The 22322-nt window shown below is 70.5% G+C and carries 20 protein-coding genes and 2 pseudogenes; 7 read left to right on the plus strand and 15 right to left on the minus strand.

Features of this window, described 5'->3' with window-relative positions:
• Positions 1 to 202 precede the first annotated feature (202 nt).
• The 4 genes and pseudogenes from G3I60_RS08590 to G3I60_RS08605 form a co-directional block, all read left to right on the plus strand.
• Entirely contained in the window at positions 203 to 1537 is a 1335-nt protein-coding gene (locus G3I60_RS08590) for a helix-turn-helix domain-containing protein (protein ID WP_343240844.1), read from the plus strand.
• Positions 1538 to 2155: 618 nt separating this feature from the next.
• Positions 2156 to 3310, plus strand: a complete 1155-nt coding sequence (locus G3I60_RS08595) for a ferritin-like protein (RefSeq protein WP_343240845.1) — start codon at positions 2156 to 2158, stop codon at positions 3308 to 3310.
• Between the two features lie 770 nt (positions 3311 to 4080).
• Complete coding sequence (locus G3I60_RS08600) at positions 4081 to 5613, plus strand: S1 family peptidase (protein WP_343240846.1); 1533 nt, start codon at positions 4081 to 4083, stop codon at positions 5611 to 5613.
• Positions 5614 to 6096: 483 nt separating this feature from the next.
• Positions 6097 to 6264: pseudogene (locus tag G3I60_RS08605) on the plus strand (cobalamin biosynthesis protein CobW); the annotation flags it as partial.
• 155 nt (positions 6265 to 6419) lie between these two features.
• On the opposite strand, the gene G3I60_RS08610 reads toward G3I60_RS08605, so the two are convergent.
• Both G3I60_RS08610 and G3I60_RS08615 read right to left on the minus strand, forming a co-directional pair.
• Positions 6420 to 7361 (minus strand): M56 family metallopeptidase, encoded by a 942-nt coding sequence (locus G3I60_RS08610; protein ID WP_164293029.1) that lies wholly within the window; start codon positions 7359 to 7361, stop codon positions 6420 to 6422.
• Positions 7362 to 7374: 13 nt separating this feature from the next.
• A complete protein-coding gene (locus G3I60_RS08615; RefSeq protein WP_164293030.1) occupies positions 7375 to 7770 on the minus strand; it encodes a BlaI/MecI/CopY family transcriptional regulator in 396 nt (131 codons plus the stop codon).
• 145 nt (positions 7771 to 7915) lie between these two features.
• Here G3I60_RS08615 and G3I60_RS08620 point away from each other — a divergent pair, with 145 nt between their 5' ends.
• Complete coding sequence (locus G3I60_RS08620) at positions 7916 to 8530, plus strand: phosphatase PAP2 family protein (RefSeq protein WP_307811579.1); 615 nt, start codon at positions 7916 to 7918, stop codon at positions 8528 to 8530.
• Here G3I60_RS08620 and G3I60_RS08625 read toward each other — a convergent pair.
• The 10 genes from G3I60_RS08625 to G3I60_RS08665 all read right to left on the minus strand — a co-directional run bounded on the left by G3I60_RS08625 (position 8519) and on the right by G3I60_RS08665 (position 17527).
• Positions 8519 to 8713, minus strand: a complete 195-nt coding sequence (locus G3I60_RS08625; RefSeq protein WP_164293031.1) for a hypothetical protein — start codon at positions 8711 to 8713, stop codon at positions 8519 to 8521. The two genes, G3I60_RS08620 and G3I60_RS08625, sit on opposite strands and share 12 nt — an antisense overlap.
• A 164-nt stretch (positions 8714 to 8877) precedes the next feature.
• A complete protein-coding gene (locus G3I60_RS46730) occupies positions 8878 to 8985 on the minus strand; it encodes an ATP-binding protein (protein WP_343241931.1) in 108 nt (35 codons plus the stop codon).
• Positions 8939 to 10240, minus strand: coding sequence for a HAMP domain-containing sensor histidine kinase (locus G3I60_RS08630; protein WP_239069629.1), 1302 nt, complete (start codon positions 10238 to 10240; stop codon positions 8939 to 8941). Before G3I60_RS08630 ends, G3I60_RS46730 begins: the two co-directional genes overlap by 47 nt.
• Positions 10237 to 10914, minus strand: a complete 678-nt coding sequence (locus G3I60_RS08635) for a response regulator transcription factor (protein WP_138352852.1) — start codon at positions 10912 to 10914, stop codon at positions 10237 to 10239. Before G3I60_RS08635 ends, G3I60_RS08630 begins: the two co-directional genes overlap by 4 nt.
• Before the next feature lie 100 nt (positions 10915 to 11014).
• Positions 11015 to 11857 (minus strand): hypothetical protein, encoded by an 843-nt coding sequence (locus tag G3I60_RS08640; protein ID WP_203672444.1) that lies wholly within the window; start codon positions 11855 to 11857, stop codon positions 11015 to 11017.
• Positions 11858 to 11925: 68 nt separating this feature from the next.
• Positions 11926 to 12666, minus strand: coding sequence for a response regulator transcription factor (locus tag G3I60_RS08645; protein ID WP_164293033.1), 741 nt, complete (start codon positions 12664 to 12666; stop codon positions 11926 to 11928).
• An 85-nt stretch (positions 12667 to 12751) separates the two neighbouring features.
• Positions 12752 to 15412 (minus strand): ABC transporter permease, encoded by a 2661-nt coding sequence (locus G3I60_RS08650; protein ID WP_164293034.1) that lies wholly within the window; start codon positions 15410 to 15412, stop codon positions 12752 to 12754.
• The gene (locus G3I60_RS08655; RefSeq protein ID WP_164293035.1) at positions 15409 to 16149 is read right to left on the minus strand and encodes an ABC transporter ATP-binding protein; all 741 of its coding nucleotides are present in this window, start codon (positions 16147 to 16149) and stop codon (positions 15409 to 15411) included. The genes G3I60_RS08650 and G3I60_RS08655 overlap by 4 nt, the downstream gene beginning before the upstream one ends.
• Positions 16146 to 16871 carry an ABC transporter ATP-binding protein gene (locus G3I60_RS08660; protein ID WP_138352766.1) on the minus strand — a complete coding sequence of 242 codons (726 nt, stop codon included), beginning with the start codon at positions 16869 to 16871 and terminating at the stop codon, positions 16146 to 16148. The genes G3I60_RS08655 and G3I60_RS08660 overlap by 4 nt, the downstream gene beginning before the upstream one ends.
• On the minus strand, positions 16871 to 17527 hold the full coding sequence (locus G3I60_RS08665) for a hypothetical protein (RefSeq protein WP_164293036.1): 657 nt from the start codon (positions 17525 to 17527) through the stop codon (positions 16871 to 16873). The genes G3I60_RS08660 and G3I60_RS08665 overlap by 1 nt, the downstream gene beginning before the upstream one ends.
• Before the next feature lie 151 nt (positions 17528 to 17678).
• Between G3I60_RS08665 and G3I60_RS08670 the strand changes: the two genes are divergently transcribed.
• Complete coding sequence (locus tag G3I60_RS08670; protein ID WP_203672445.1) at positions 17679 to 18977, plus strand: HAMP domain-containing sensor histidine kinase; 1299 nt, start codon at positions 17679 to 17681, stop codon at positions 18975 to 18977.
• A 7-nt stretch (positions 18978 to 18984) separates the two neighbouring features.
• On the opposite strand, the gene G3I60_RS08675 is transcribed toward G3I60_RS08670, so the two are convergent.
• Entirely contained in the window at positions 18985 to 19815 is an 831-nt protein-coding gene (locus G3I60_RS08675) for a ZIP family metal transporter (RefSeq protein ID WP_164293037.1), read from the minus strand.
• Between the two features lie 455 nt (positions 19816 to 20270).
• Here G3I60_RS08675 and G3I60_RS08680 point away from each other — a divergent pair, with 455 nt between their 5' ends.
• Positions 20271 to 20783 (plus strand): hypothetical protein, encoded by a 513-nt coding sequence (locus tag G3I60_RS08680; protein WP_138352761.1) that lies wholly within the window; start codon positions 20271 to 20273, stop codon positions 20781 to 20783.
• Between the two features lie 149 nt (positions 20784 to 20932).
• Here G3I60_RS08680 and G3I60_RS08685 read toward each other — a convergent pair whose 3' ends face one another.
• Together G3I60_RS08685 and G3I60_RS08690 are read right to left on the minus strand one after the other, a co-directional pair.
• Positions 20933 to 21745: a VOC family protein gene (locus G3I60_RS08685; protein WP_138352760.1), complete on the minus strand. Its 813-nt coding sequence runs from the start codon at positions 21743 to 21745 to the stop codon at positions 20933 to 20935.
• A gap of 296 nt (positions 21746 to 22041) precedes the next feature.
• Positions 22042 to 22293 (minus strand): annotated as a pseudogene (locus G3I60_RS08690) (permease); the annotation flags it as partial.
• Positions 22294 to 22322 lie beyond the last annotated feature (29 nt).

The following is a 22322-nucleotide window of genomic DNA, read 5'->3' on the forward strand; positions in this document are numbered from 1 at the left end:
TGGGACGCAGGAACGGCGTGCCCGGCGGCGGGAACCGCGGGAGCGTGAGCGGGCGTGCTTCTGCCCCGGAGATCGCTTCACGGTGGTCCGGCCGCAGCGGGACGCGACAGCGCCGAACCCGACCGCCGAACCCGACCGCCGATGTCGGCCGGGGACGGCGGGGCGCGATCATTGCGGGACGCAAGAGCGGGGTGGAGGAACGGTGCCAGAGGAGTTCGGGGAGTTGAGGGAGCGGGACGAGATCGCGCGGCTCCTCGGGGAGCTGAAGAGCCGGTCGGGACTCAGTTACGGCGCGCTGGCGAAGAGGCTGCATCTGAGCACCTCGACGCTCCACCGCTACTGCACCGGCGACGTGGTGCCGACGGAGTTCGCCCCGCTGGACCACCTCGCGCGGCTGTGCAGGGCGACGCCGCAAGAGCTCGTCGAGCTGTATCGGCTGTGGGTCGTCGTCCGCGCGGTGCGGGGGACCAGGACGTCATCCGGGTCCGAACCGTCACGTCCGACGGGTCCGACGGAGGCGACGGGGGCGACGGGGGCGACGGGTCCGACGGAGGCACGGGCGGAGGCACAGGCGGGGCCGGAGGCGCAGGCGACACCGGACGGGAGAGGTGACGAGGCCGGACCTGTCCCCGCCGCCCGCGCCGAACCGGACCCTGTCCCCCGGGCGGTGCCGCCGCGGTGGCGGGTCCGCCACCGGGGGATCCTGGCCGCGGCGGCGGTCGCCGTGGTGCTGGCCACCATCGGGGCGGTCGCTACGGGGCTGGAGTCGGCCACCGGCAGTGACACCGATCCTGGGCGGGCCACGGCCGGCGGGTCGTCCTCCGGATCTCCGGCCGCGGGGGGCCTCGACTCGTCGTCGTCCTCGCCCGCGCTCGCCTCCGCCGGCGCGGGCCCGGGCGCGGGCTCGCCGGGGCCGAGCGGCGGGACGGACACGAGCGCTCCGATCAAGGTTTCGGTCAAGCCTTCCGGGTGGGACACCCCGTGCGATCAGTACCTGGTCGACCGCCCGCCGTCCGAAGTCCCCCGACCGCCCCAGGTGCCGGACGTGGCGGGCTGGGTCTCCCGGCTCGGCGCGGTTCCCGGCCCCTACCTGTCGATCGAGATCGTCGTGCAGGGCACGAGCAGGGACACCGTGGTGCTGTCGGGCCTCAACGTCCGGGTCGCCCGGAGCGCGGCTCCCCTCGCCTGGAACGCCTATTCCATGGGCGAGGGCTGCGGCGGCGGAGTCGACGTCCATTCCTACGACCTCGATCTCGACGCGGCCCGCCCGCGGCCGGTCGTGACCGAGGGCAGCACCGGCCTGCCGCTGAAGGTGAGCGAGGGCGACCCGGAGGTCATCGAGATCACCGCCCGGACCACCGCCCACGACGTGTCCTGGTACCTGGAGCTGGAGTGGTCCAGCGGTGACCGGAAGGGGACGCTCCCCGTCGACCTCGGCCACGGCACGCCGTTCCGCATCAGCGCGGTGAAGGGCCGGCCGCTGTACGTCCACCCGATCGGCGGACAAGCCTGGGAGCCGAGCCCGTTCCAGCGGTGACAGCGATGCGGCCCCGGACGTCCCGGTGTTCCGGGGCCGGCCCCGGAACGACCGCTGCTCACCCGGCCTCCCCCACCTCACCTTCACACCGAATCCACCGGCATCAACGCGCTCCTCCGCGCCAACCGCACCCTTCAACAAGCCGGTGGCCGGCCGCGCCTCAGCAGCATCGCCAAAACACCCCTGCGCGGGGGTGGTCCGACGGTCCGGCACTGGCCACCGCTGCGGAACCGTTCTTCCCGCGCGAGCGGAGGTAGTCCGCCGCTGCCACCGAGCGGGAGCGGGCCGCGAACATTCCTCCCGTGCGAGCGGGGTTGGTCCGGAGGTCTGGTCCGTCGGAGAGCAGACGGTGCGCCCGCGGCCTCAGATACGTGGTGCGGCCGGGCAGGCCCGACGATAGGGCCCGCGCACCCCCAGCCCGCGGGTTCGCAAGGGGTTGCTGCGGACCTCCCCCGCAAGGGTGCCGCTTCGCCTCGTCTGGGCCGAACGGGTGGCAATTGCACCGCGCGGATCCCGCACCTCGGGAACGGGGACAACCGCTGCTAGCTTCGCGAACCTTCGGAAGACCCGAGGAGCCCCAGGAGCAGGCGGGGCCCACCGCGACGAGCGGAGACCACGGTGACAGGTACAACGAGCGACCCGGACAAACCGGAGGCTTCCCCGTTCAAGCGCAGGAGTTTCGTGGCGGCGGCAGCCCTGGCGGCCGCGCCGGTCTCGCTGGCCGGGCCCGCCGCAGCCGCGCGCGCGGCCGGGCCGCCGCAGGCCGCACCGTTCGGGTCTGTCGCGCGTCTGATGGCTGTTCCCGCCATCGGCCGCGACGTCGGCTGGCTCAGGCAGGCCCTTCAGGTTGCGGTGGAACTCGAACTCTCCACTATCCCGCCGTATCTGTGCGGCTGGTGGTCGGTCAAGGACCGCGGCAGCGAGGTCGCGCGTCTGATCCGGCGGATCGTCGGCGACGAGATGTACCACCTGGGAGTGGTCTGCAACCTCCTGGTGGCTGTGGGCGGGCGGCCCCGGATCAGCGACGCCGCCCCCACCTACCCCGGCCCGCTACCCGGCGGCGTGCGCGCCGGAGTGAACGTCTATTTGTCGGGCCTCACCAAGTCCGTCGTCCACGACGTGATGATGGCGATTGAGGCCCCCGACGCTCCGCTCACCCGCAGCAGGGCCACCTCGCCGAGCGTTGCTGACTTCTACTCCACCCTGCAGCAGGCGTTCCGACAGGCGGCACCGGAACTGTCGGCGCGGGGGCAGCTGTCCGAACACATCGGCTCCGCCGTGCTGAAGCCGGTCGAGAACCTCGATGACGTCGAACGCTGCCTCGAAGTCATCAAGGAGCAGGGCGAGGGCACGATCACCTCCCCGGATGAGTCCTTCGGCGACGACCACCCGGCGCACTACTACGCCTTCGGTGAGATCTACCACGGACGGCGGCTGCTCAAGGTCGGCGGAAGCAGGCAGTTCACCGGCGCGCCCGTGCCCTTCCCCGACACCCGTCCCATGGCCACGGTCCCAGCCGGCGGCTGGCCCCACGCGTCAGTGCCGGTCCGGCGACTCCTCGACCACTTCGACACCACTTACCACGCCGTGCTCGACACTCTCGAAACAGCGTGGGATGGCGGCGACCCCAGCGCCCTGCGCGCGGCCGTCCACGCCATGCGGGGGCTGGAGACCCCAGCCGTCGCATTGATGGAGATCGGTATCCCCGGTACCCCGGGGAATTACGGCCCCCAGTTCCGCCCGCCCCTCTCCTCCCGCCCCACCGGACAATGATCGCCGATATCCCGGCAACGGACATGCCCGCACAGGCCGAGCCGCTGGGCCGCCGCCACGCCGTAAAGGAGTGTGCGCGTCCGCAGTCGACGCGATGACCCGGAGCGCCACCGCGACGTTCCAGCCTTCGGCGCCTCACCGCGACACCGCAATGGCGAACTCCCGGACGGAACGCCGTGTCCGCGGGTGTGCCGGCGTCCTGAGCCCTGGTGGTGGCCCTGAAAACCGCGGGCGGCCGGCCGTACATCGACGGGAACTCGAACAACTCACCGGTGCGCTTGGTTGTGGGCTACCACTTCCTCAATCGCTTCCCCCGGCTGGGGCTGACCCCCGCCGACAACGGCGGCATCAACTCCGTACCCGGCGGTCCCACAGCGATCGGCTCCGTGGCCGGGCGTTCCGCCGGGAGAGGGCGGTTGAACCCCCATCCGATGGAACCGGCCGTCCGGGTCACAACGAACCCGCCCCGACGCGGCCCACGGCGGTGGCTCCCGTGGACGCTTGCCGCCCGCTCACACCGTCGGAAGCGTCGCGGCGTCCCGCCCTGCTCCGGGGACCGGGAGGCCCGGCGAAACGATCACGAACGCCGGTCAACTCTTCCGCGCGCGAAACGAATCGGCGGAGGGTAGGTGCTCACTGTGGCATGTGCCGGAATTCATCACAGTTTGAGTGGCCGTGAGGCCGACCCACACGCAGCGACGTACCACTGGGTGGCAAGCGTGCACAGGTGTTGAAGGAAACGCCAGGGCGGACGCCCGTGTGCTTCCCGCGTGATCCAGCTGGAGGTCCTTGAGTTGAGCCACCGACATGTGAACAAGCGGACCGGCGCCATCACCGGCGCCGTGGCGGCAGTTGTCGCAGGGGTGGCGATCCTGCTTCCCCACGCCAACGCGAGTACCAACACGCCACAACCCCCTGAGACGTTCTCCTCGCAGTCGGCCGCGATGCTCGCGGCATCCCTCGACACGGACCTCGGCGGCAGGACAGCGGGCTGGTACCTGGACACCCCCACCAGCCACCTGGTCGTGAACGTACTGAGCAACGACGACGCCCGGCGGGTCCAGTCCCAGGGGGCCATCGCCAAGGTCGTGCGGAACACCATGCCCGCACTGCGCGACGGCGTTCGCACCTTGAGCGACACCGCCTCGATACCCGGCACCGCCTGGTCCATCGACCCGAAGACCAACCAGATCGTGGTCCTCGCCGACCAGACGGTGACCGGCACGAAGATGGCCACCCTGACACGGGCCACGGACCGGCTGGCCGGTCTGGTGAGCGTCAAACGGACTTCGGGCGAGTTCACACTCTACGACGCGGGCGGTCGCCGCCAAGGCTCGGCCGGAGGCAACCCCCCAGCGGCCGGCGGTGGCTCCCCGGCGGCGGGAGGGGCGGGAGGGGCGGGAGGCCAGGCGGGCGGCGCGAACACCGCGACGGAAGCTATCGGCGGCTCCGCCATCTTCGGTGGCCGAGCGCAGTGCTCACTGGGATTCAACGTCACCGTGCAGGGAGCGCCCGCCTTCATCACAGCAGGCCACTGCGGCAACGAATCGAAGACCTGGGCGGCCGATCAGGCAGGTAGTCAGCCGCTGGGCACCGTCGCGGACTCCCGGTTCCCCAAAACCGACTTCGCCCTGGTGACGTACGACGACCCGACCACGAAGCCGTCCAGCGCGGTCGACCTCCACAACGGCAGCACCCAGCAGATCACCCAGGCCGCGGACGCGGCCGTGGGCATGAAGGTGCAGCGATCCGGCAGCAGAACGGGTCTCAAGGACGGCACCGTGACCGGTCTCAACGCCACGGTCAACTACGGCAACGGCGACATCGTCAACGGACTCATCCAGACCGACGTGTGCGCGGAGCCCGGTGACAGCGGAGGCCCGATGTTCGCCGGCGACGCGGCCGTGGGGCTGACCTCGGGCGGCAGCGGTGACTGCCAGCAGGGCGGCGAGACCTTCTTCCAGCCGGTCACGGCCGCGCTCGCGGCCACCGGAGCCGTCATCGGAGCGGGCGACGCCGGTGGCAGCGGCAGCGCGGCCGGTGGTGGTGACGCGAACGGGAACGCCACCGGTGGCGACAACGCGAACGGCACCGGCGCGAGTGCTGGTTCCGGCAACGCTACTGGTGGCGGTGACACCAACGGCAACGACGCCAGTGCGGGTTCAAGTGCGGGTGCGGGTACGGGTGACGCGAACGGCACTGATGCGGGTGCTGGTTCCGGTGACGCGAACGGCACTGATGCGGGTGCTGGCTCCACCACCGGCGCCACAACCGGCGCGGATGGTGGCGACGGACAGCAGTAGGTCCGCGGGGACCATCGGCTCCGGTCGGCGGTGACACCGGAACTCCACCGAACTGACCGCACGATGGAGCTGCGGTGACCGGCCCCTCCTCCCCTGGGGCTGGCCACCGCAGCGGCACCGTCAGCGAGCGCGCCCCACTCCTCCAGTCGGGTCATGTCTCGTTCCACAGGCGCCGCCATGATGACTACTTCAGCTCCATGACACCCCATCCGTGAGACACATGTGAGAGAAGGGCGAAGAGGGCTGCACGGAAACACGGCCGTACAAACCCTTCCGGATGGTGGACCATCACGGAACAGACTCAGCGCTGGTGCAGAATGTGCGGGTGTACGGGTGGGCCTCTTGAGCATGCTCCCTGACCAGGGCAAATCACAAGATCCCAGGAGCGGGAAGCCCTCCGACGACGTTACTTCCAGCAGTCGGTCTTCGCGCCGTCGATTGCCGACTCGGCGGCCAGGGCGGTCGTGCGGCGGGGCGGGGGGCGGTGACTGCTGCCAGCACCTCGTCTTCACCTCCCCCGGCCTCGACCGGCACGGCCTGGAACAACTCCTGGAGTCCTGCCTGCTCACCGACGCCGAATACGCCTCAGGACCCGAGGCGTGGAAGACACTCCCCACCGCCTTCGACTCCCTCCTCGACCCCGCCTCCTGAACACCCGGCATCGACAACCCCCGACACCGACGACCTCCAAGGAACCCACATGGCTCGCCGCCAGGCCGCCCACAAGCCGCTGAAGACCCGCCCCAACCCACTGGACCGGAGCGGTCTGCGTTCTTGATGCCGTTGACCGGATTCCCGGCCCCGGGTCAACCACCCTTGGCCAGTTCCAGCAATTCGTGCAGATCCTGGGCCGCCTCCAGCGTGCACAACGCCGTTGCCGCCAGCACCGCCACAACGCCCAGCAGCACCACAGCCCGATTGCGCGGGGCAGGGGCGAGCAGGGCGGCAACGCGGCGGGGCACCGGTCCAGCGGCGGTCCGCTTGCGGTCCCGGCCGAGCAGTCCCAGCGCCGCGCCCGGCAAGCGGCTGCGGCTCGCACCGCTCCGGGCTGCCAGGGCTGCCTTACCCACGGTGCGGGCGACGCGACGGCGGTCGCCGATCACCCTGGCGGCGTGTTCGTCGGCCCACCGCTCCACCGTGTAGGTCACAGCCGTGACTGCCGGGCGCAGCAGTGGATTGGCTGCGGCTGCCAACTGAACGGCAGCGGTGAACAGGTAGTGGTGGCCGCGTAGATGGGCGCATTCGTGGGCGAGCAGGACTGCGCGCTCGCCGTCGTCCAAGGCGGTGAGCATGCCGGTGGAAACAACGATGCGGCCGGGCAGCCCGGGCATGGCGAAGGCGTCGGCGGCCGGTTCGTCGAGGACGACCAATCGGTTCGTGCCGGGAAAGCAGGCCGCTTCCAGGGCCGCGTTGAACAATGCCCGCACGCGCCGCCACACCATGCGGGTCGCAGCCGTCGCCGCGGCGCCGAGGAGTACGGCGGCGAGCAGCCCAACCGCCCGGGTGGTGGGATCGTGGCGTTGCATCACCTGGAGCGAGTACCCGCCCAAGGCGGCGACAGGCGGGATCCGGACCACTGCGGCCAGTACGAGCAGCCCGAGGACCGTGGTGCTGCCGAGGGCCAGGACGACCGCTCCGACGGCGAGGATCCAGGTGGCCAGTCGCGGTTCCAGCCGCTCCGTCAGCGGCCGGACAGCGAGTGCGGCCAAGGCAGGGAAGAGCAGCGGCAGATAGACGGCGAGGCGCATCCGGGGGCGGTCCCTACTGGCCGGGGTCGAGTTCGGCGCCGAGCAAGCGGCGCAGCAACTGCTCGTCGTCGGCGGACAGATCATCGACGAACCGGGTCAGGACCTTCTCTCGATCCGGTTTGCTCCCCAGGACCTGGTGCATCTGGCGTGCGGCCAGGCCCGGTGCATCGGTCACGGGGGCGTAGGCGTAGGCCCGGCCGCGAGGGGCGCGCTCCAGGACGCCCTTGGCGTGCAGCCGGGAGAGGATCGTCACCACCGTGCTGTACGACAGTCCGCCGCCCAGGCGCTCAGCCGCCTGCGCGGGGGTCAGCGCCTCCTCGGCGGCCTGCAGGATCGCCAGCACCTCGGCCTCCAGAGCGCCGTTGGGGCGCCGTCCGGCTGCCGGGGTCGCCGCGCCGTCGTCGTTCATGATTTGGCTACCTTCCGTTCATCATCTACAGTCGCGTAGAACGTCTACGTGACTGTAGAAGCTGCTGGCGCCCCCGAGTGTGCCATGCCCTCCCGCGCCTGGCGAGCAGCCCCGGCGCCCGCCTCCCCAGCGCAAAGGCATCCTCGTGACCGCAACCTCGTTCCAGGCCCTGGACGGCGCAGCCATCGACGGCGGCTGGTACACCACCGTCACCGACTTCGCCCGCGACACCCACTGGCTCAACGCCCCGATGCTGGCCTTCACCAGCTACGGAGCGGCGTTGTTCGTCGTGGCCCTGCTCGCCGGTTGGTGGATGGCCCGCCGTGCCGATGCCGCCGCGATGGCCGCGTCGCTGGCGGGCGGCATCGCCGTCGTCCTCGCCTACGTCGTCAACTCCGGCATCAAGGAAGTCTTCGTCGAACCGCGCCCCTGCCGCGCCCTGCCGCACGACTTCCTCGTCGAAGCCTGCCCACCGCTGAACGACTACGCCTTCCCCAGCAACCACACCACCGTCGCCTTCGCCGCCGCCACCGCGCTGCTGCTCATCCACCGGCGCCTCGGCGCATTGGCTCTCGTCCTCGCCGTGCTGATGGCCGCTTCCCGCGTCTACGTCGGCGCCCACTACCCCCACGACGTCATCACCGCCGCCCTGGTCGGCACCGCCATTGCCGCCCCGACCGTCCTCCTCGGCCGTCGCTACGGCGCCCCGGTCGTCGAACGACTCCGCACCAGCCGGCTGCGCCCCGTACTAACCCGATAGGACCGACGCAAGGACGATGGAGGAGCCGACCGTGCCGTACCCGAGGCCGCCTTCGGATTCCAGCTCGCTCAGGTAGTCACCCGCAGTCGCACCGAGCGGACGGGTCAGGACGAACACTGTCCAGAACAGGCCGAAATCGTCGTGCCTGCAGGGCTGGTGGACAGGATCACGCATAGCCATCATCGGGCACAGAGGATCAACGTGCCGCCACGCGCGGGCTTGATCACGCAGTGGTGGGCGAAAGCCTCCAGGATGGCCTTCTCCCTGGTTCGGCGCAGTCGTCGACTCCGGCGCCAGTATGAGGAGGGGCAGTGCCCTGACACCCCTCGGCTGCCCCGAGCCGCACGCTATCCGGCGGGAAGTGAGACCACGAAGCGGGCGCCGGTATCGGCAGGAGACACCGTGATCTCACCGCCTGCCGCTCGCGCCAGGCGGCGTGCGAGTGGCAGGCCCAGGCCGGCTCCGTCGTGCCTGCTGGCGGGATCGGCCCTGAATCCCGGTTCGAAGACGGCCCCCCCACAGGCCGGCCGGAATCCCGGGGCCATCGTCGGAGACCGTGACCTCCACGTTCCGTCCGGGAACGGCCGCATACTCGATCGCTACGCACCGCACCGCGTACCGGCGGGCGTTGTCCAGCAGTGGCACCAGGATCCGTTCCAGGAGCGGAGCGGAGACGCCCACAGTGGGCTGCTCCCCGTCGATGCCGGTTCGTACCACCACGGGTGGATCCTGGGGGTGGGCTTCGGCGCTGTGGCGCGCAACTTCCTCGATCGTCTCCCGCAGTGAACACCGTCCGGATGTCTCGGAGCCGCGGGTGCGCGCTTCAGTGAGCAGCGTTTCGACGATGCCGCGCATGCGGGCTGCCCCGGACGCGATGGCCCGGTGCGCGGTCTCCTGCTCCTCGGCGCCGCGCGGCCTGGCTTGCAGCCATTCGATCTCGGCGGTGAGAGCGGCCAGCGGGGTGCGCAGTTCGTGTGACATCTCACCGGTCAACTGCTGCTCATGCCGGAGCACCGCGGCCAGCCGGTCCAGGAGTGCGTCGAGTGTCCCCGCCAGGTCGGCCAGTTCCGCCGGGCGTCGCTCTGCTCCGAAGCGGTGACCGGCGTCCTCCCCGCTCCACCGTGCCGCCTGCCGGCTCATGACGCCGACTGGGCGTAGTGCCCGGGCCACGACCGCACGGGTCACCGGGTAGACACCCCCGAGTAGCAGCACCGCCAGACCGATCGACCCAATGAGCGCGGTCTCGGCCGTATGCCGGTACGGAGTGACTTCCACCGCTGCGACAACCGTGCCAACCTGGCGACCCCGGTCCCGGATCGGCAGTGCGTACAGTCGGAACGGAGCGGAGCCGGACGACTCGTCCGCGAACCCTTCCCCGCCGGCGAGCCGGTCGGCCCAGGCCTGCGGGCCGCCGGGCGGCGGCGGTCCTTCCACGACGCGCCGGCCCTGGTAGATCCAGATTCCGGTGTCCAGGACATGGTCGTCGGACGGTTCATGGACGGTGAGTGAGCCGTTGGACCGCACTTCGACGGTGGCGGCGACGGCGGCCGCACGCGTACGCAGCAGATCATCGGCCTGCGCGCGCAGCCGCGCGTCGAGCACCACATTGAACGCGGCGGTGAGCAGCGCCACCCATATGGCGGTGCTGGCCAGAGCAAGCAGTGCGAGCCGGCCGCGCAAGGTGGCCGGGCGGCGCGTGAAGCGTCTCATGCGAACCGGTATCCGACTCCGCGGACGGTGTCGATGCCCTCGACCGCGTCCACTTCCCGCAATTTACGGCGCAGCCGCGCCAGGAACTGGTCGAGCGTGTTGTCGCTGACGCTGGCGCCGTCGGGCCATCCCGTGCGGATCAGGGTCCGCCGTCGCACCACCGCGCCGGGCTCGGCCATCAGGCAGGCCAGGAGACGGAATTCGGTGGGTGTCAGGGATGCGGTGCGGTCGCGCACCTCGAGCAGATGCCGTGCCGGGTCGAGTCGGACCCCGGCGCCGTGCACCACACGTTCGCTTCCGGTGCGCCGCACGGCCGCCCGCAGTCGCGCGGCGAGCTCGCTCATGTGGAACGGCTTGGAGAGGTAGTCGTCGCCTCCCGCGGAGAAGCCCGACAGTCGGTCGGTCAGTCCGTCGCGCGCGGTCAGGAACAGCACCGGTGCGACCAGGCCGCGGGCCCGCATGGCCTGGCACACGTCGCGTCCGTCGGAGTCCGGCAGGCCGACATCCAGCACAACGGCGTCCGCGTGGCCGGTGGCGGCAAGGGTTCGCAGTGCGCTGCGGCCGTCGGCGGCGGTCACCACTTCGAAGTCCTCCTCGCGGAGGCCTCGGGCCAGCACGTCCCTCAGCGCGTGATCGTCCTCGACGACCAGCACCAGGGGCCGCGTCCTGCGCACGGCCGGGCCGGACCGCGCGCCGGGTTCTTCGGCCGGCTCGGCCCGGCGTTCGGACGGCGCGTCGCGGTGGGAAGGGGTGTGAACAGCCACGGGGTCAGTATCACCCGCCCTCGGAGGCACCCCGGACGAGGTCGCGCGCGACGGGTTCGGCGGCTCCGGCATCCGTCTGATCCTTACGGGTGAAGGACAGGAAGGCGACGAGAGCCGAGATCGTCACGAGGAAGAGCGCGCTGGTCCCGACCGTCCCCAGGCCGAGGCCGCCCTCGTCATCGGGCTGCGAGAGGTAGTCGCCCAGTGAGGCGCCGAGGGGGCGGGTCAGGATATAGGCGATCCAGAAGGCCACCACAGCGTTCAGCTTGATGCCGGTGTGCGCCAGTGCGACAAGAGCGATCAGCGCCCCGAACACGACCGTCGACACCCAGTAGCCCAGGCCCAGCTGCTCCGCGGTGAGATCGCCCGCGGCGGTACCCAGGGCGAACGTGAACAGGATGGCCGCCCAGTAGAAGGCCTCACGCCGTACGGTGACGATGCTGTGGATGGACAGCGTCTTCTCACTCGCGAACCAGATCACGAAGGTGGCGGCCAGCGCGACGGCGAACAGGATCGCGGTGGTCGCGAGGGGAACGCCGAAGTTGTCCGTGAGGTTGTCGGTGACCAGCGTGCCGACCACGCTGATCAGAACGACCGCCATCCAGTAGACCGCGGGCACGTACTTCTTCGCCATGAACTGGAAGAACAGCGTGATGATCAGCAGGCCGGCCATGATGTAGGTCGTGTTGGTCAGGCCGAGGTCGAGATTGCTGTTCAGGAAGTCCGCTGCCGTTTCGCCCACGGTGGTGCAGAGCACTTTGATGACCCAGAAGTAGATCGTGACCTCCGGCACCTTGTTCAACATCTGGCGGCGCGTGGGCGCAGCCCCGGACCATTCCGTCGTGATCGTCATGGCGCGAGGCTGGCACGACGCACCTGAACAGAACCTGACTGTCCGTCCCAGCCGCCGTCGGCCGGGCGCTACAGGCTCTCCTCCGGTCTTTCGAGCCGGTAGCCGTGGCCTCGGAGCGTGGTGATCTCCAGCGGCCGTGTCGGGGCGGCGGCGGTGGCAGCGGCATGGTGCAGGCGACGTCGCAATGAGGCCATGGTGACGTCCAGGGTCTTCGTGGGGCCGAACCAGTTCTCGTCCCACACCTGCGCCATCAGGTCCTCCCGTGACACGGCCGCGCCCTGGTTGCGGCCCAGTACGGCCAGGAGTTCGAACTCCTTCGCGCGCAGCACGATTTCCACTCCGTTGAGCAGGCAGCGCCGTGCGGCGATGTCCAGGGTCAAAGGACCGATCACGAGGGACTCCGGGCCCTCCGGCGCTGTGGTGGGGCGTCGGCGCAGGTGTGCGCGGAGCCGGGCGAGCAGAACGGTCAGGCTGAAGGGCTTGACGAGGTAGTCATCAGCGCCCGCGTCCAGGCCGGCGATGACATCGATCTCGTCGGAGCGGGCGGTCAGGATGACGATGAGCAGATCGGGGTGGTCCGCGCGGAGGCTGCGGGCGACGTCGATGCCGTCCATGTCGGGCAGGCCGAGGTCCAGGAGGACGACGTCGGGGAGAGCCTTGTGCGCTGCGCTCAGCCCGGAAGTCCCGGTGCGGCACCAGGTGGCGCTGTATCCGTTACCGAGCAGGCCGGTGTGCAGGTGGCGTCCGATGGTCTCGTCGTCCTCGATCACCAGAGCGGCGGGCCGGTCGGATGCGGTGGCCATGGGCATGCTCCGAAGCGTAGGGGTCGGGCAGGCAGGAGCAGGGCAGACACCAGGGAGAGCGTGGCGCCTGCCCCGCCGGCCGGGTGAGCCGTCAGAGTTCCCGCAGCTCCTCGACAGCCGGCCGGTGGGAGGCACGGGCCGCGGCCAGGGCAGCGGCGGCCAGCGCGGTCATGGTGATCAGCAGGGTCAGGCCCAGGTACTGCCAGGGCACGGCCACCGTGCTGGGCGGCGGGTCGAAGACCCCGGTCAGTACCTTGACGAGCATCTGCGACAACGCCCAGGCGATGACGGCGCCACCGAGCACTCCGCCGGTGAGTAGGGCGGCGGCTTCGCTGAGCACCAACCCTCGCAGCTGTCGTCTGGAGGCCCCGAGCACCGTGGCGATGGCGAAGGTGCGGCGGCGTTCCGCCAGGCCCAGAGCCAGCACGATGCCGCCTGCCGCCGCGGCCAGCACGATCGCGAAGGCGAGTTCGATCCGGGTCAGTCCGGCGAGGTCGACCGAGGTGAGGCTGGAGCCGACTGCGGTCCGTGCCTGGGTGACGTCTGTGACGCTCGCCCTGGTGCCGAGTTCGCTGCGCAGCTTCGCGGCCACGTCCCTCTGGTGGGTGCCGCCGGTGTCGACCAGGAAGGCGCCGACCGCGTCACTGCCGGTGGCCTTGGCGATGTAGTCGGCGTTCGCGACGAAGAAGCTGTCGCGGGGGGCGGTCGGGAATTCCTTCACGATGCCCGCGTAGTGGAACGCCACGGTGCGGAACTGCTGCGTGCGACTGTCCTGCAGGCGCAGATTCAGCAGGTCTCCGGGGGCGAGCTGGAAGTCCTTCACGGTTTCGTCGCTGACCAGAACGGAGTCGGGCCGGGCGGCAAGCCGCTGCATCAAGCTCTGCGCACTGCCGCCGGAGAAGTAGGCGTCCTGCAAGGAGGTGGCAGAGGCGATCGTGGACGGCCGCACTCCGTAGAGGTCCTGCAGATCGGATCCGATGTACGCGAACCGGTGCTGCAACGGCTCGACATGCCGCACTCCGGCGACCGAGGCCAGAGCGCTCGCGCCGCCGGGTCCGGTGGTGGAACCCGGTGACTGTGTGACCGTGACGTCCGCGCCGTTGGTCAGCTGGGCATCGATCTCCGACTGCTGGCGGTATGTCGCGTTGAAGGTCGCGGTGGAGGCTGCGAACGAGACCGCCAGCGCCAGCAGCACCATGGACCGCGCCAGCGGACGGTGCCGGCGCGACATGCTCGCTGCGGCCGCCCCGGCCAGCGTTCCCGTCAGCGGCCTGACCAGCCGGACCAACGGCCGGCGGCCGTGAGCCAGAACCATCGTTGCCAGCCGCCACAGCAGGAGCGAGGAGCCCAGCCAGAGCAGGGCCGGGCCCAGGAAGGCCCAGTAGGACACCGAGATGGCGGCCACGCCTTCCGGGGCCAGTACCAGCGCGTAGTTGTTTCGGCTGGACGCCCGGAAAATCAGGAGGGAGACCACCAGCAATACGACGTCCAGACCCCACCGCATCCACAGTGCATTCCGGCCGTGCCTGACTGTGTGCCGCGCCTCGGCCACGGTGCCGGCCCGCAGATCCCGCAGAGCGGGCAGCAGCACGGCGCCCGCTGCGATGACGAGTCCCAGGATCAGGGCGAGGGCGGACCACGTGGCGGCCGAAGCGGTGGTGGCGCCGAACGACGCGGTGCCGAAGGCCAGCCGCCCGGTCAGCGCGGCAATTCCGATCCCAACCGCGCCGCCGGCCAGACCGACCACACCCGCTTCCACCGCGGCGAGCCTGGCCACCTGACGGGGGCGCAGCCCCCTGGTGCGCAGCAGTGCCTGCTCCCGGCGACGGCGGTCGGCTCCCGCACCCGCCAGTGCCGCGGTCAGCAGGGCGGCCAGGACGGCTCCGGGGGCGCCCAGGAACAGGAAGAGGATCTGGGCGTAGACGGCGTCCTGGCGGGCCGCGCCGAGGGAGGCGCCGAGGTTGTCGCCCACGAGTACTCCGCCGGACAGGTGCGCTTCGAGGTTGTGCGCCGCACTGGTGACCGCCGAGTACGCAGCGGCGGGGTCCTGCGGCAGGCGCGCGTCGCGGGACACATGGATCTGGGTGGTGACGGCGGCCGGGTCCACGGCCTTCACCGGGGTCGTCAGGGTGCTGAACAGGGCGGCCGGAAGCAGGATGACGTTGTCGGGCGGCGCGGAGGGCTGCGTCTGGGGCGGGGCACCGACCTTCTGGAACAGCGAGTCCGCCTGCGGCAGGTCGACGACACCGGCCACCGTGACGGACACGGGGCTCGCGCCCGGCCGGCCGATGCGCACCGTGTCGCCTGGTGCCACATGCAGGTTCGCGGCCGTCTGCTGTGCCAGCAGCACGCCGTCGGCCGCTCCGGTCAACTGCCGTATCTCGCGCGGGAACGCGGACCGGTAGCCTTCCGGGAGACCGAGCAGGACCCCCGAGCCGGTGCTCTGTACCGAACCCGCGACCGTGGCCTGGAAGCCGGTGCTGCGGGCGAAGCGGACCAGCAGCGCGGTCCGTACACCCGCGGCGGCGCGGACCGTGCCGAGTACGGTGGCGGGATCGGCGCCGGGCTGCACCTCCACCTGCCAGTCGACGGCGACCGAGTGGACCGCGCGGGCCGTCATGGTCGACTTCGACGCGGTGAGGAACGAACCCAGCGCGGACATGAGTGCCACGGCCAGCGCGATGCCCAGCGCCGTGACCAGCAATCTGCCGCCACGCCGCCGCAGCAGGCCGACCGACCAGGTGACGATCATGGTGTGTCTCCCCGGCAGGTGTCGCCCGCGGTCGGCGGACCGGAGTCGAAGGGAACGGTCAGCCGGCCTTCGGACATGGTCCAGCGCGCCGGGAACCGCTCACCGACGCTGGGGTCGTGCGTGCTGACGACCAGTGCGGCGCCGATCCGGTCGGCCACGCCCAGCAGGACGTCGACGATGTGCCGGCCGGTGACGCGGTCCAGCTGACCGGTGGGTTCATCGGCCAGCATCAGTCGGGGCCGCAGCGCCAGCACACGGGCGATGGCGACCCGTTGGGCCTGGCCGCCGGAGAGTTCCTGGGGAAGCTTGCCCATCAGATCGCCGGCTCCCACGAGGTCGAGAGCTTCGAGTGCCCGCCGCCGGGCCTCGCCCTCGGGCCTGCCGGCCAGGACCAACGGGAGACCGGCGTTCTCGGCCACGTCCAGGTTGTTGATCAGACTCGGGCTCTGGAAGACGACCCCGATGTCCCGTGCGCGCAGTCCACCGTCGATGGTGAAGCCGGGCCAGGTCACCGTGCCGCCGGTCGGCCGTTCCAGGCCGGCCATCAGATGGAGCAGCGTGGACTTCCCGGACCCGGAGGGGCCCATGACAGCGATCCGGTCGTGCGCGCGCACCAGGCAGGAGGTGCCGTGCACCGCGACCACGGCGCCCGCTCCCCTGCCGAAGGTCCGGGCGACGTTCTGGCAGCTCACCAGTACCGTGGCGGCCGGGGTTTGGGCCACGGTCGGCGCGTTCATGACTCGATCCTTCCGTCGCGCAGACCGATGACCCGGTCGGCGATCCTGACGACCTCGGGGCTGTGGGTGACCACGAGGACCCCGCGTCCGTCCTTCGCACGGTCCCTGAGCAGGGCCAGTACCCGCTGTTCGGTCTGTCCGTCGAGTTCACCGGTGGGCTCGTCGGCGAGCAGGATGTCCGGGTCGTTGGCCAGGGCGACCGCCAGTCCCGCACGCGCCAGTTCACCGCCGGCCAGTTCGTGCGGCAGTGCCCGTGCCCGGCTGCTGAGGCCCACCTGCTCGAGGAGGCGGTCGGCGTCCGGCGCCGGACCTCGGCTGCGTCCCGCTGCCATATGGACGAGGCGAATGTTGTCGCGGACACTGAGGTGCGCGATGAGGTTGCCGGACTGCAGCAGCACGCCGATGCGGCGGAGCCGCGCCCGGGCCCGCTCGGCTTCCGGACGGTGGCTGATGCGCTCACCGCCGACATGCACCACCCCGCCGGCGGGCTCGTCCAGCCCTGCCAGGCATGCCAGGAGGGTGGATTTTCCCGATCCGGAGGGGCCCACGACGGCGACCGTCTCCCCTCGGCCGACGTGCAGGCTGACCCCGCGCAAGGCGAGGGTCTCCTCCTCCCCCGAGCGGAAGAACCGGTAGAGGTCCCGCGCGTCGAGGACATGGGGCTCGTCCTTGCCCTTTCCCTTGTCCTCGTCCTTGGCCGGGGCGGGCGCGGTTCCGCTCATCACTGCCACCGGAAGGAATCGGTGACCAGACGCCACGGGTCCACGTTGTCGGCATTGACGGGACCGGACAGCGTGATGACGACCTCGCGGCTGCCCTGGTGGAAGGCGTACCGCTCGAAGGCGTCCCGGCTGACCTTGCCGGTCACCGGGTCGGGAGCGGAGTTGCCCTGATAGGTGAGCAGCACGGCCTGACCGGCCTGCCGGGAGACCAGCGAGGCCGATCCCCGGGCGAACGCGGGGACCTCCCGGGCCAGCTGGGGCACGACCGCCGACTCGGCCGCCTGCACTGTGGGGGTGGTCGGGGCGGTGCTCTGCGAGACCTCGATGCGGTTGAGTTTGTCGGTGAAGACCGTGACCGTGCTGGTCCGGGTGCGGGCCCAGCCCTCGGGCACCTTGACCTGGAAGCCGCCTCCAGCCGGGGCGTAGGCGACGTACGCCTGGTTGTCGGGGATGTCACCGGGCGGATTGGACTCCACCGGCGCCGGTGTCTGGCTGCCGGAGGAAGCGCCTGGGGCGGCGGGGCTGGAGGCGGTGGAAGGGCCGGCGGTCGTGGGTACGCTGGTCGTGCCCTTGGCGCCGCCGGAGCCGCCGCATCCGGCGATCGCCACCGCAGCCAACAGGGCAGCCGTGACGGTGAGGGAGCCTCGCAAGGTCATGATGGCCTCCACAGGGGGATGACTGCGATGACCACGACGCTAGGGACCAGGCGGCAAAACCCCGGCGCAATGAGGGTTAGACGACGGCAAAACCTCGCCCCCGCCCCCGCACAACCGGGCCGCAGCAGCCACCGGCGCCCATGATGGGCATATGAGAGCGCATGTGGTCCGGGTGGCCGTCGCCGCGGTCCTGGTGGCCCTTGTCCTGCTCGCCGTCCCCCTGGCGGTAGTGATCCAGCGGTCCTTCTTCGACGACGAGCGCGGGGAACTGGAGAGGACAGCGCTGGCCGCCGCCGTCCGCGTCGGACCGCAGTTCGCGGCCGGTGACGAGGTGGAACTGCCCGCACCGGAAACGGAGGGCAAGCTGGGCGTGTACGACCTCACGATGCGGCTGCGCTCGGGCTCGGGTTCCGCGCAGGCCGATGACGTGACGCGGCGCGCGGCCCGTGGAGTGGTGGTGCGCGGGAGTTCCGGAGGTGACCTGGTCGTCGCCGTTCCTGTCTCGACCTCGGAACAGGTCATCGGCGTCGTCCGCGCCACGACCCCGACCTCGGAGGTATGGCACCGCATCCTGCTGACCTGGCTGGCGCTCCTGGGCGTGGTGCTTCTCGCCCTGTGCGCAGCGATCGCTGTCGCCCGGCGCCAGGCACGGGCACTCAGCCGACCGCTGGAGTCCTTGTCCACCACGGCGCGGGCCGTCGCCGACGGTGATCTCACCGCGCGCGCGGGGCGCTGCGGCATTGTGGAGATCGATCAGCTGGCCACGGCCCAGGACACCATGGTCGCGCGGCTGACCACGCTCCTGCAGCGCGAACGGCACTTCAGCGCCAACGCCTCTCACCAGTTGCGCAACCCACTGGCAGGACTGCAGCTCGGACTCGAAACCGCCCTGGACGCGACCCGGTCCCCCGACACGGACCTGCGGCAGGCACTCGAGGACGCCCTGGAACGATCGCAGCATCTTCAGCGAACCGTTGACGAAGTCCTTCGCCTGGCCGGCGCACCTTCCGGCGAGCTGGTCCCCACGCCCGATGAAACCGCCGCCGAACTCAGCGCGCGGGCTGAACGCCGCTGGCACGGCGCGTTCGCCGACGCGGGGCGGCGCCTGGATGTCGCGGTCCACTCCGGGGCCGGCCCCCTTCGTCTCCCCGGCCGCACCACCGACCAGGTCCTCGACGTCCTGCTCGACAACGCACTGCGACACGGCCGGGGCACCGTGCTGATCACCGTGCGCGAAGCGACCGGGGCGATCGCCGTGGATGTCACGGACGAAGGGGCTCTGCGCATCGCCTCGCGGGCCGCCTTCGAACGGGGCACCACCACCGGGTTCGGCAGCGGTATCGGCCTGGCGGTCGCGCGGGAGCTGGCCGAGGCGGCGGGCGGACGGCTCACCGTCAGTGCCACCGACCCCACGGCATTCACCCTCCTGCTACCGGGCCCGGATGCTTAGCGAAGGGTCATACCCCGGCGGCGGTGACCACGGCGTCGGTCGCGAATCCGAGGAGCAGGCCGAGCAGAATGCACCACGTCGTCAGTTCCTTCGACGCCGCCGCACGGCGGGCCACCGCGAGAAGTTCGATGACGACATAGAGGATGGATCCGGCGGCCAGGCCGAGGAACGCGATCGACAACGTGTCATTGACCAGGTGCTGGCCAAGAAGGGTGCCCAGGAACGTCGGCCCACCACCGATCAGACCCAGCCAGAGCAACGTCGACCACGTCGGGCGTTCACCCTCAGCCGCCAGGGGAGCGACGATGCCGAACCCTTCGGTGGCGTTGTGCAGGCCAAAGCCGATGACCAGCAGCACCGCCAGGGAAATCTCACCCTGCGCCGCGGAGTTGCCGATCGCCAGCCCCTCGGCGAAGTTGTGCAGACCGATACCGGTAGCGATCATCAAAGCGAGCTCACCGGCCTGCGACCGCTTGGCGGGGGCGAGTTCGGCGGTATCCGCGGCGCCGGGTCCGTGCGGGAGCCCGGACTTGGCTCGCCGTGCCGCCGCCCAGCGGTCGTAGTGCACCAATCCGGCGAGTCCGATCGCCAGCCCGGCCGCCAGCACTGTTCCGCCGACGAGCGCGGTACCCCAGTGCTTGTCGCTCAGCGCCGCGTCCGTGGGCTCCCATGCATGGGTCAGGATGTCCCAGACGAGGAACACCAGGACACCGATCGCAACGGCATTCAGTCCGGCCCTCAAGCGCGGTGCGGCGTTGCGCAACCTGCCCAGCGGAAGCCCGAGGTAGATCGTGAACCCCGCAACCGCGCCGAGCAAGGCAATCTGGGAACTGGACATACCTACTCCATGGCAACGGGCGGACGCGAAGGAACCTGCCCTCATGCTTAGGCAAGGCTCGGCTAACCATAGAGGTTGATCAGCCATCCGTCTACAAGGGTGTAGTCGAACGTGCCCCACCCGTGGACCGGCCGGTGGCCGCCGCCTGCGCCGTCGGCGTCCTGTGCTGCGCCCTGGGTCGTCGGCCTTCCCCCAGCATGGATCCTCGCCACCCCCTGCACTTCGAGACTGTGGGCCGCAGGCTTGGTACTCACCGACCGCGCCACCACCGCTATCCTGCTCGTGCGCTGATCCTCCGCCTCCCTCACCGCTCGAACCGACGATCGTACAACCGTCGTGGCGGCCTGAACCGGACGGACACCTATCGCACGGACAGAACCACAGGGGGACCGAGGAAATTGGCCGCATACCCACAGGGTGAGTCAAGCAACCATGACGGGTGGGCCCGCTCCGTCGTGGCCGGCCTCGTCACGCCCCCGGAGACGATCGACCACACGCTCGTCTCGGTCCTCCACGGGACGGCGGTGCTCTCCGAGGAAAATGCCCTCCGCCGGGCCGATGCCATCCGAGCGGCAGCACTCGGTCTGCCCCCGGCGGCGTGTGCCGCAGCGGCAGGCATCTCCGAGGCCCTGCTCAGTGACTGGCGCGAACAGGATCCGTCCTTCCACGCCGCCATGGCCAGCGTCCAGGCCATGGCGCAGGCGCACGGCCGCCATGGCGACGAACCAGGTTTCTCGGCGCCCGAACTACGCCTGGTTCTCAGCCAAGTCGCCTCCGGATCCACCCTGGCGGCCGCCACGGCACTCGTGGGCTACTCCACCGCCGTACTCAGGCGGCTGCGCTCACGCAACCCGCTGGTCAACGCCCTCGTCAACGCCTCCACCACGCATCGACAGCAGCATGCAACCGCCAAAAAGGGCACCACTCCAGGCAACCGCTACCGACTCGTCCAGCGCGAAGAACGCTGAGCACTGCGCTCCTCAGCGACGCACCGTATTCAGCCCTTGCGGAACGGGCCACCCCGACCGCCGTTGATCCGCTGGCGCTCAGAGTGCCGTCGCGGTCGACGAGCAACCGGCCCTGCGGCGACCCCGCCCCTCGGACGATCGGGCTCCCGTCAGGCGAACTTCGGCATCTCGCCGACCGTCTTCGACATGTCGATCACGGCGAACGCCGCGCCCTGCGGGTCCGACACCGCCGCGAAGCGGCCGAAGGGGCTGTCCATGGGCCCGAAGAGGAGCTTGCCGCCGCGCTTGGTCGTCTTCGCGACCGCCTCATCGCAGTCCGGGACGCCAAAATAGACCTGGACATAGGAGGGGATCTCCGGCGGGAAATCACTACCCATGTTCATCCGGCCCAGCACCGGGTTCTCCGGACCGCCAAGGCTGAAGACCTTGAAGTCCATCCCCGCCGCCTCCGGGGAATCGCCGAGGTCCATCTGCTGGGTCCCGTACGGGAAGACCCGCGGAAGGAACGCGTCCGCCTTGGCCACGTCGCGCGAGAAGAACTCGGCCCAGCAGTACGAGCCCGGCTCGCCGAGCTTCTCGAAGCCCTTGTGATCACCCGGCTGCCAGACACCGAACACCGCGCCGCTCGGCTCCTTCGCGATAGCCATCGTGCCGAAGGAGCCCACCTGCATCGGCTCCATCAACAGCTCACCACCCGCTGCCTTGATCTTCTCCGCGGTGGCCGCCGCGTCGGGCGAGGACAGGTAGAGACACCACTGCGACTGGCCCTCCTGCCCCGGCATCGGCGGCACGACGGCCGCGACAGCCTTGCCGTCGGAGTAAGCCTGCGTGTAATTGCCGTACTCGCTGCTGGACTCGGCGAAGGTCCAGCCCAGTACGTCGGCGTAGAAGCTCTTCGCGCCCTCCAGATCGGAGAACATCGCGTCCACCCAGCAGGGTGCGCCTTCGGGGAACTCAGCCATGATCGATCGACTCCTGTGTCGTGGACGACGTGACCCGACTCCGTTCCCACGCTAGACGCAGGGTCTGACAATCGCGCGGGGAGCGCCGCTGCTGCTGAAGTGGGGGTTCTCGGAGCCATGGAAGATCGCCCGGCGCCTCGGCTCCGACAACGGACGCACACTCGATCGCCGCCCACGACGTCACCCCTCGCTCAAAGGCGTCCAGAGCCTGCTGCGCACCCTCACCGGCATGACCGGCGCCGTACTGAGCATCGCCGCCCCCGCACACGAGTTCGGCACCCTGGCCCCCCTGCTGCGGCGGCGTAGGAGCCCGAGGAAGAGGCGGCGCCGAGGCCGGCGGCGATGGCCAGGGTGCGGGGGCGGTCGTCGCCGAGGAGTGAGACGACGGTGGATTTGCGGACGACTGCCTGGACCACGGCGGACAGGGCGAAGCCCAGGATCAGAGCCCAGGTGATCTCCCAGGTCATCGAACCGGCGATCGACCGTGCATGCAGTACGGCGTGGACCCTTCCTGAAGCCTTCCGACAGGAGTACGGCCTGGGGCCCACCGACACGCTCCGCCTCCGCGGTCGCGCAG

The organism is Streptomyces sp. SID13666 (assembly GCF_010548325.1).
Taxonomy (GTDB): Bacteria; Actinomycetota; Actinomycetes; order Streptomycetales; family Streptomycetaceae; genus Actinacidiphila; species Actinacidiphila fildesensis.

Excerpts from the sequence above, each read along its gene's own strand:
- G3I60_RS08610 (WP_164293029.1), bottom strand. The coding sequence starts at position 7,361 with ATGCGCCTCGCCGTCTATCTGCCGCTGCTCTTCCCTGCCTTGGCCGCA.
- G3I60_RS08615 (WP_164293030.1), bottom strand. The coding sequence starts at position 7,770 with ATGAACGACGACGGCGCGGCGACCCCGGCAGCCGGACGGCGCCCCAAC.
- G3I60_RS08625 (WP_164293031.1), bottom strand. The coding sequence starts at position 8,713 with ATGATGGCTATGCGTGATCCTGTCCACCAGCCCTGCAGGCACGACGAT.
- G3I60_RS08630 (WP_239069629.1), bottom strand. The coding sequence starts at position 10,240 with ATGAGACGCTTCACGCGCCGCCCGGCCACCTTGCGCGGCCGGCTCGCA.
- G3I60_RS08640 (WP_203672444.1), bottom strand. The coding sequence starts at position 11,857 with ATGACGATCACGACGGAATGGTCCGGGGCTGCGCCCACGCGCCGCCAG.
- G3I60_RS08645 (WP_164293033.1), bottom strand. The coding sequence starts at position 12,666 with ATGCCCATGGCCACCGCATCCGACCGGCCCGCCGCTCTGGTGATCGAG.
- G3I60_RS08650 (WP_164293034.1), bottom strand. The coding sequence starts at position 15,412 with ATGATCGTCACCTGGTCGGTCGGCCTGCTGCGGCGGCGTGGCGGCAGA.
- G3I60_RS08655 (WP_164293035.1), bottom strand. The coding sequence starts at position 16,149 with ATGAACGCGCCGACCGTGGCCCAAACCCCGGCCGCCACGGTACTGGTG.
- G3I60_RS08660 (WP_138352766.1), bottom strand. The coding sequence starts at position 16,871 with ATGAGCGGAACCGCGCCCGCCCCGGCCAAGGACGAGGACAAGGGAAAG.
- G3I60_RS08665 (WP_164293036.1), bottom strand. The coding sequence starts at position 17,527 with ATGACCTTGCGAGGCTCCCTCACCGTCACGGCTGCCCTGTTGGCTGCG.
- G3I60_RS08670 (WP_203672445.1), top strand. The coding sequence starts at position 17,679 with ATGAGAGCGCATGTGGTCCGGGTGGCCGTCGCCGCGGTCCTGGTGGCC.
- G3I60_RS08675 (WP_164293037.1), bottom strand. The coding sequence starts at position 19,815 with ATGTCCAGTTCCCAGATTGCCTTGCTCGGCGCGGTTGCGGGGTTCACG.
- G3I60_RS08685 (WP_138352760.1), bottom strand. The coding sequence starts at position 21,745 with ATGGCTGAGTTCCCCGAAGGCGCACCCTGCTGGGTGGACGCGATGTTC.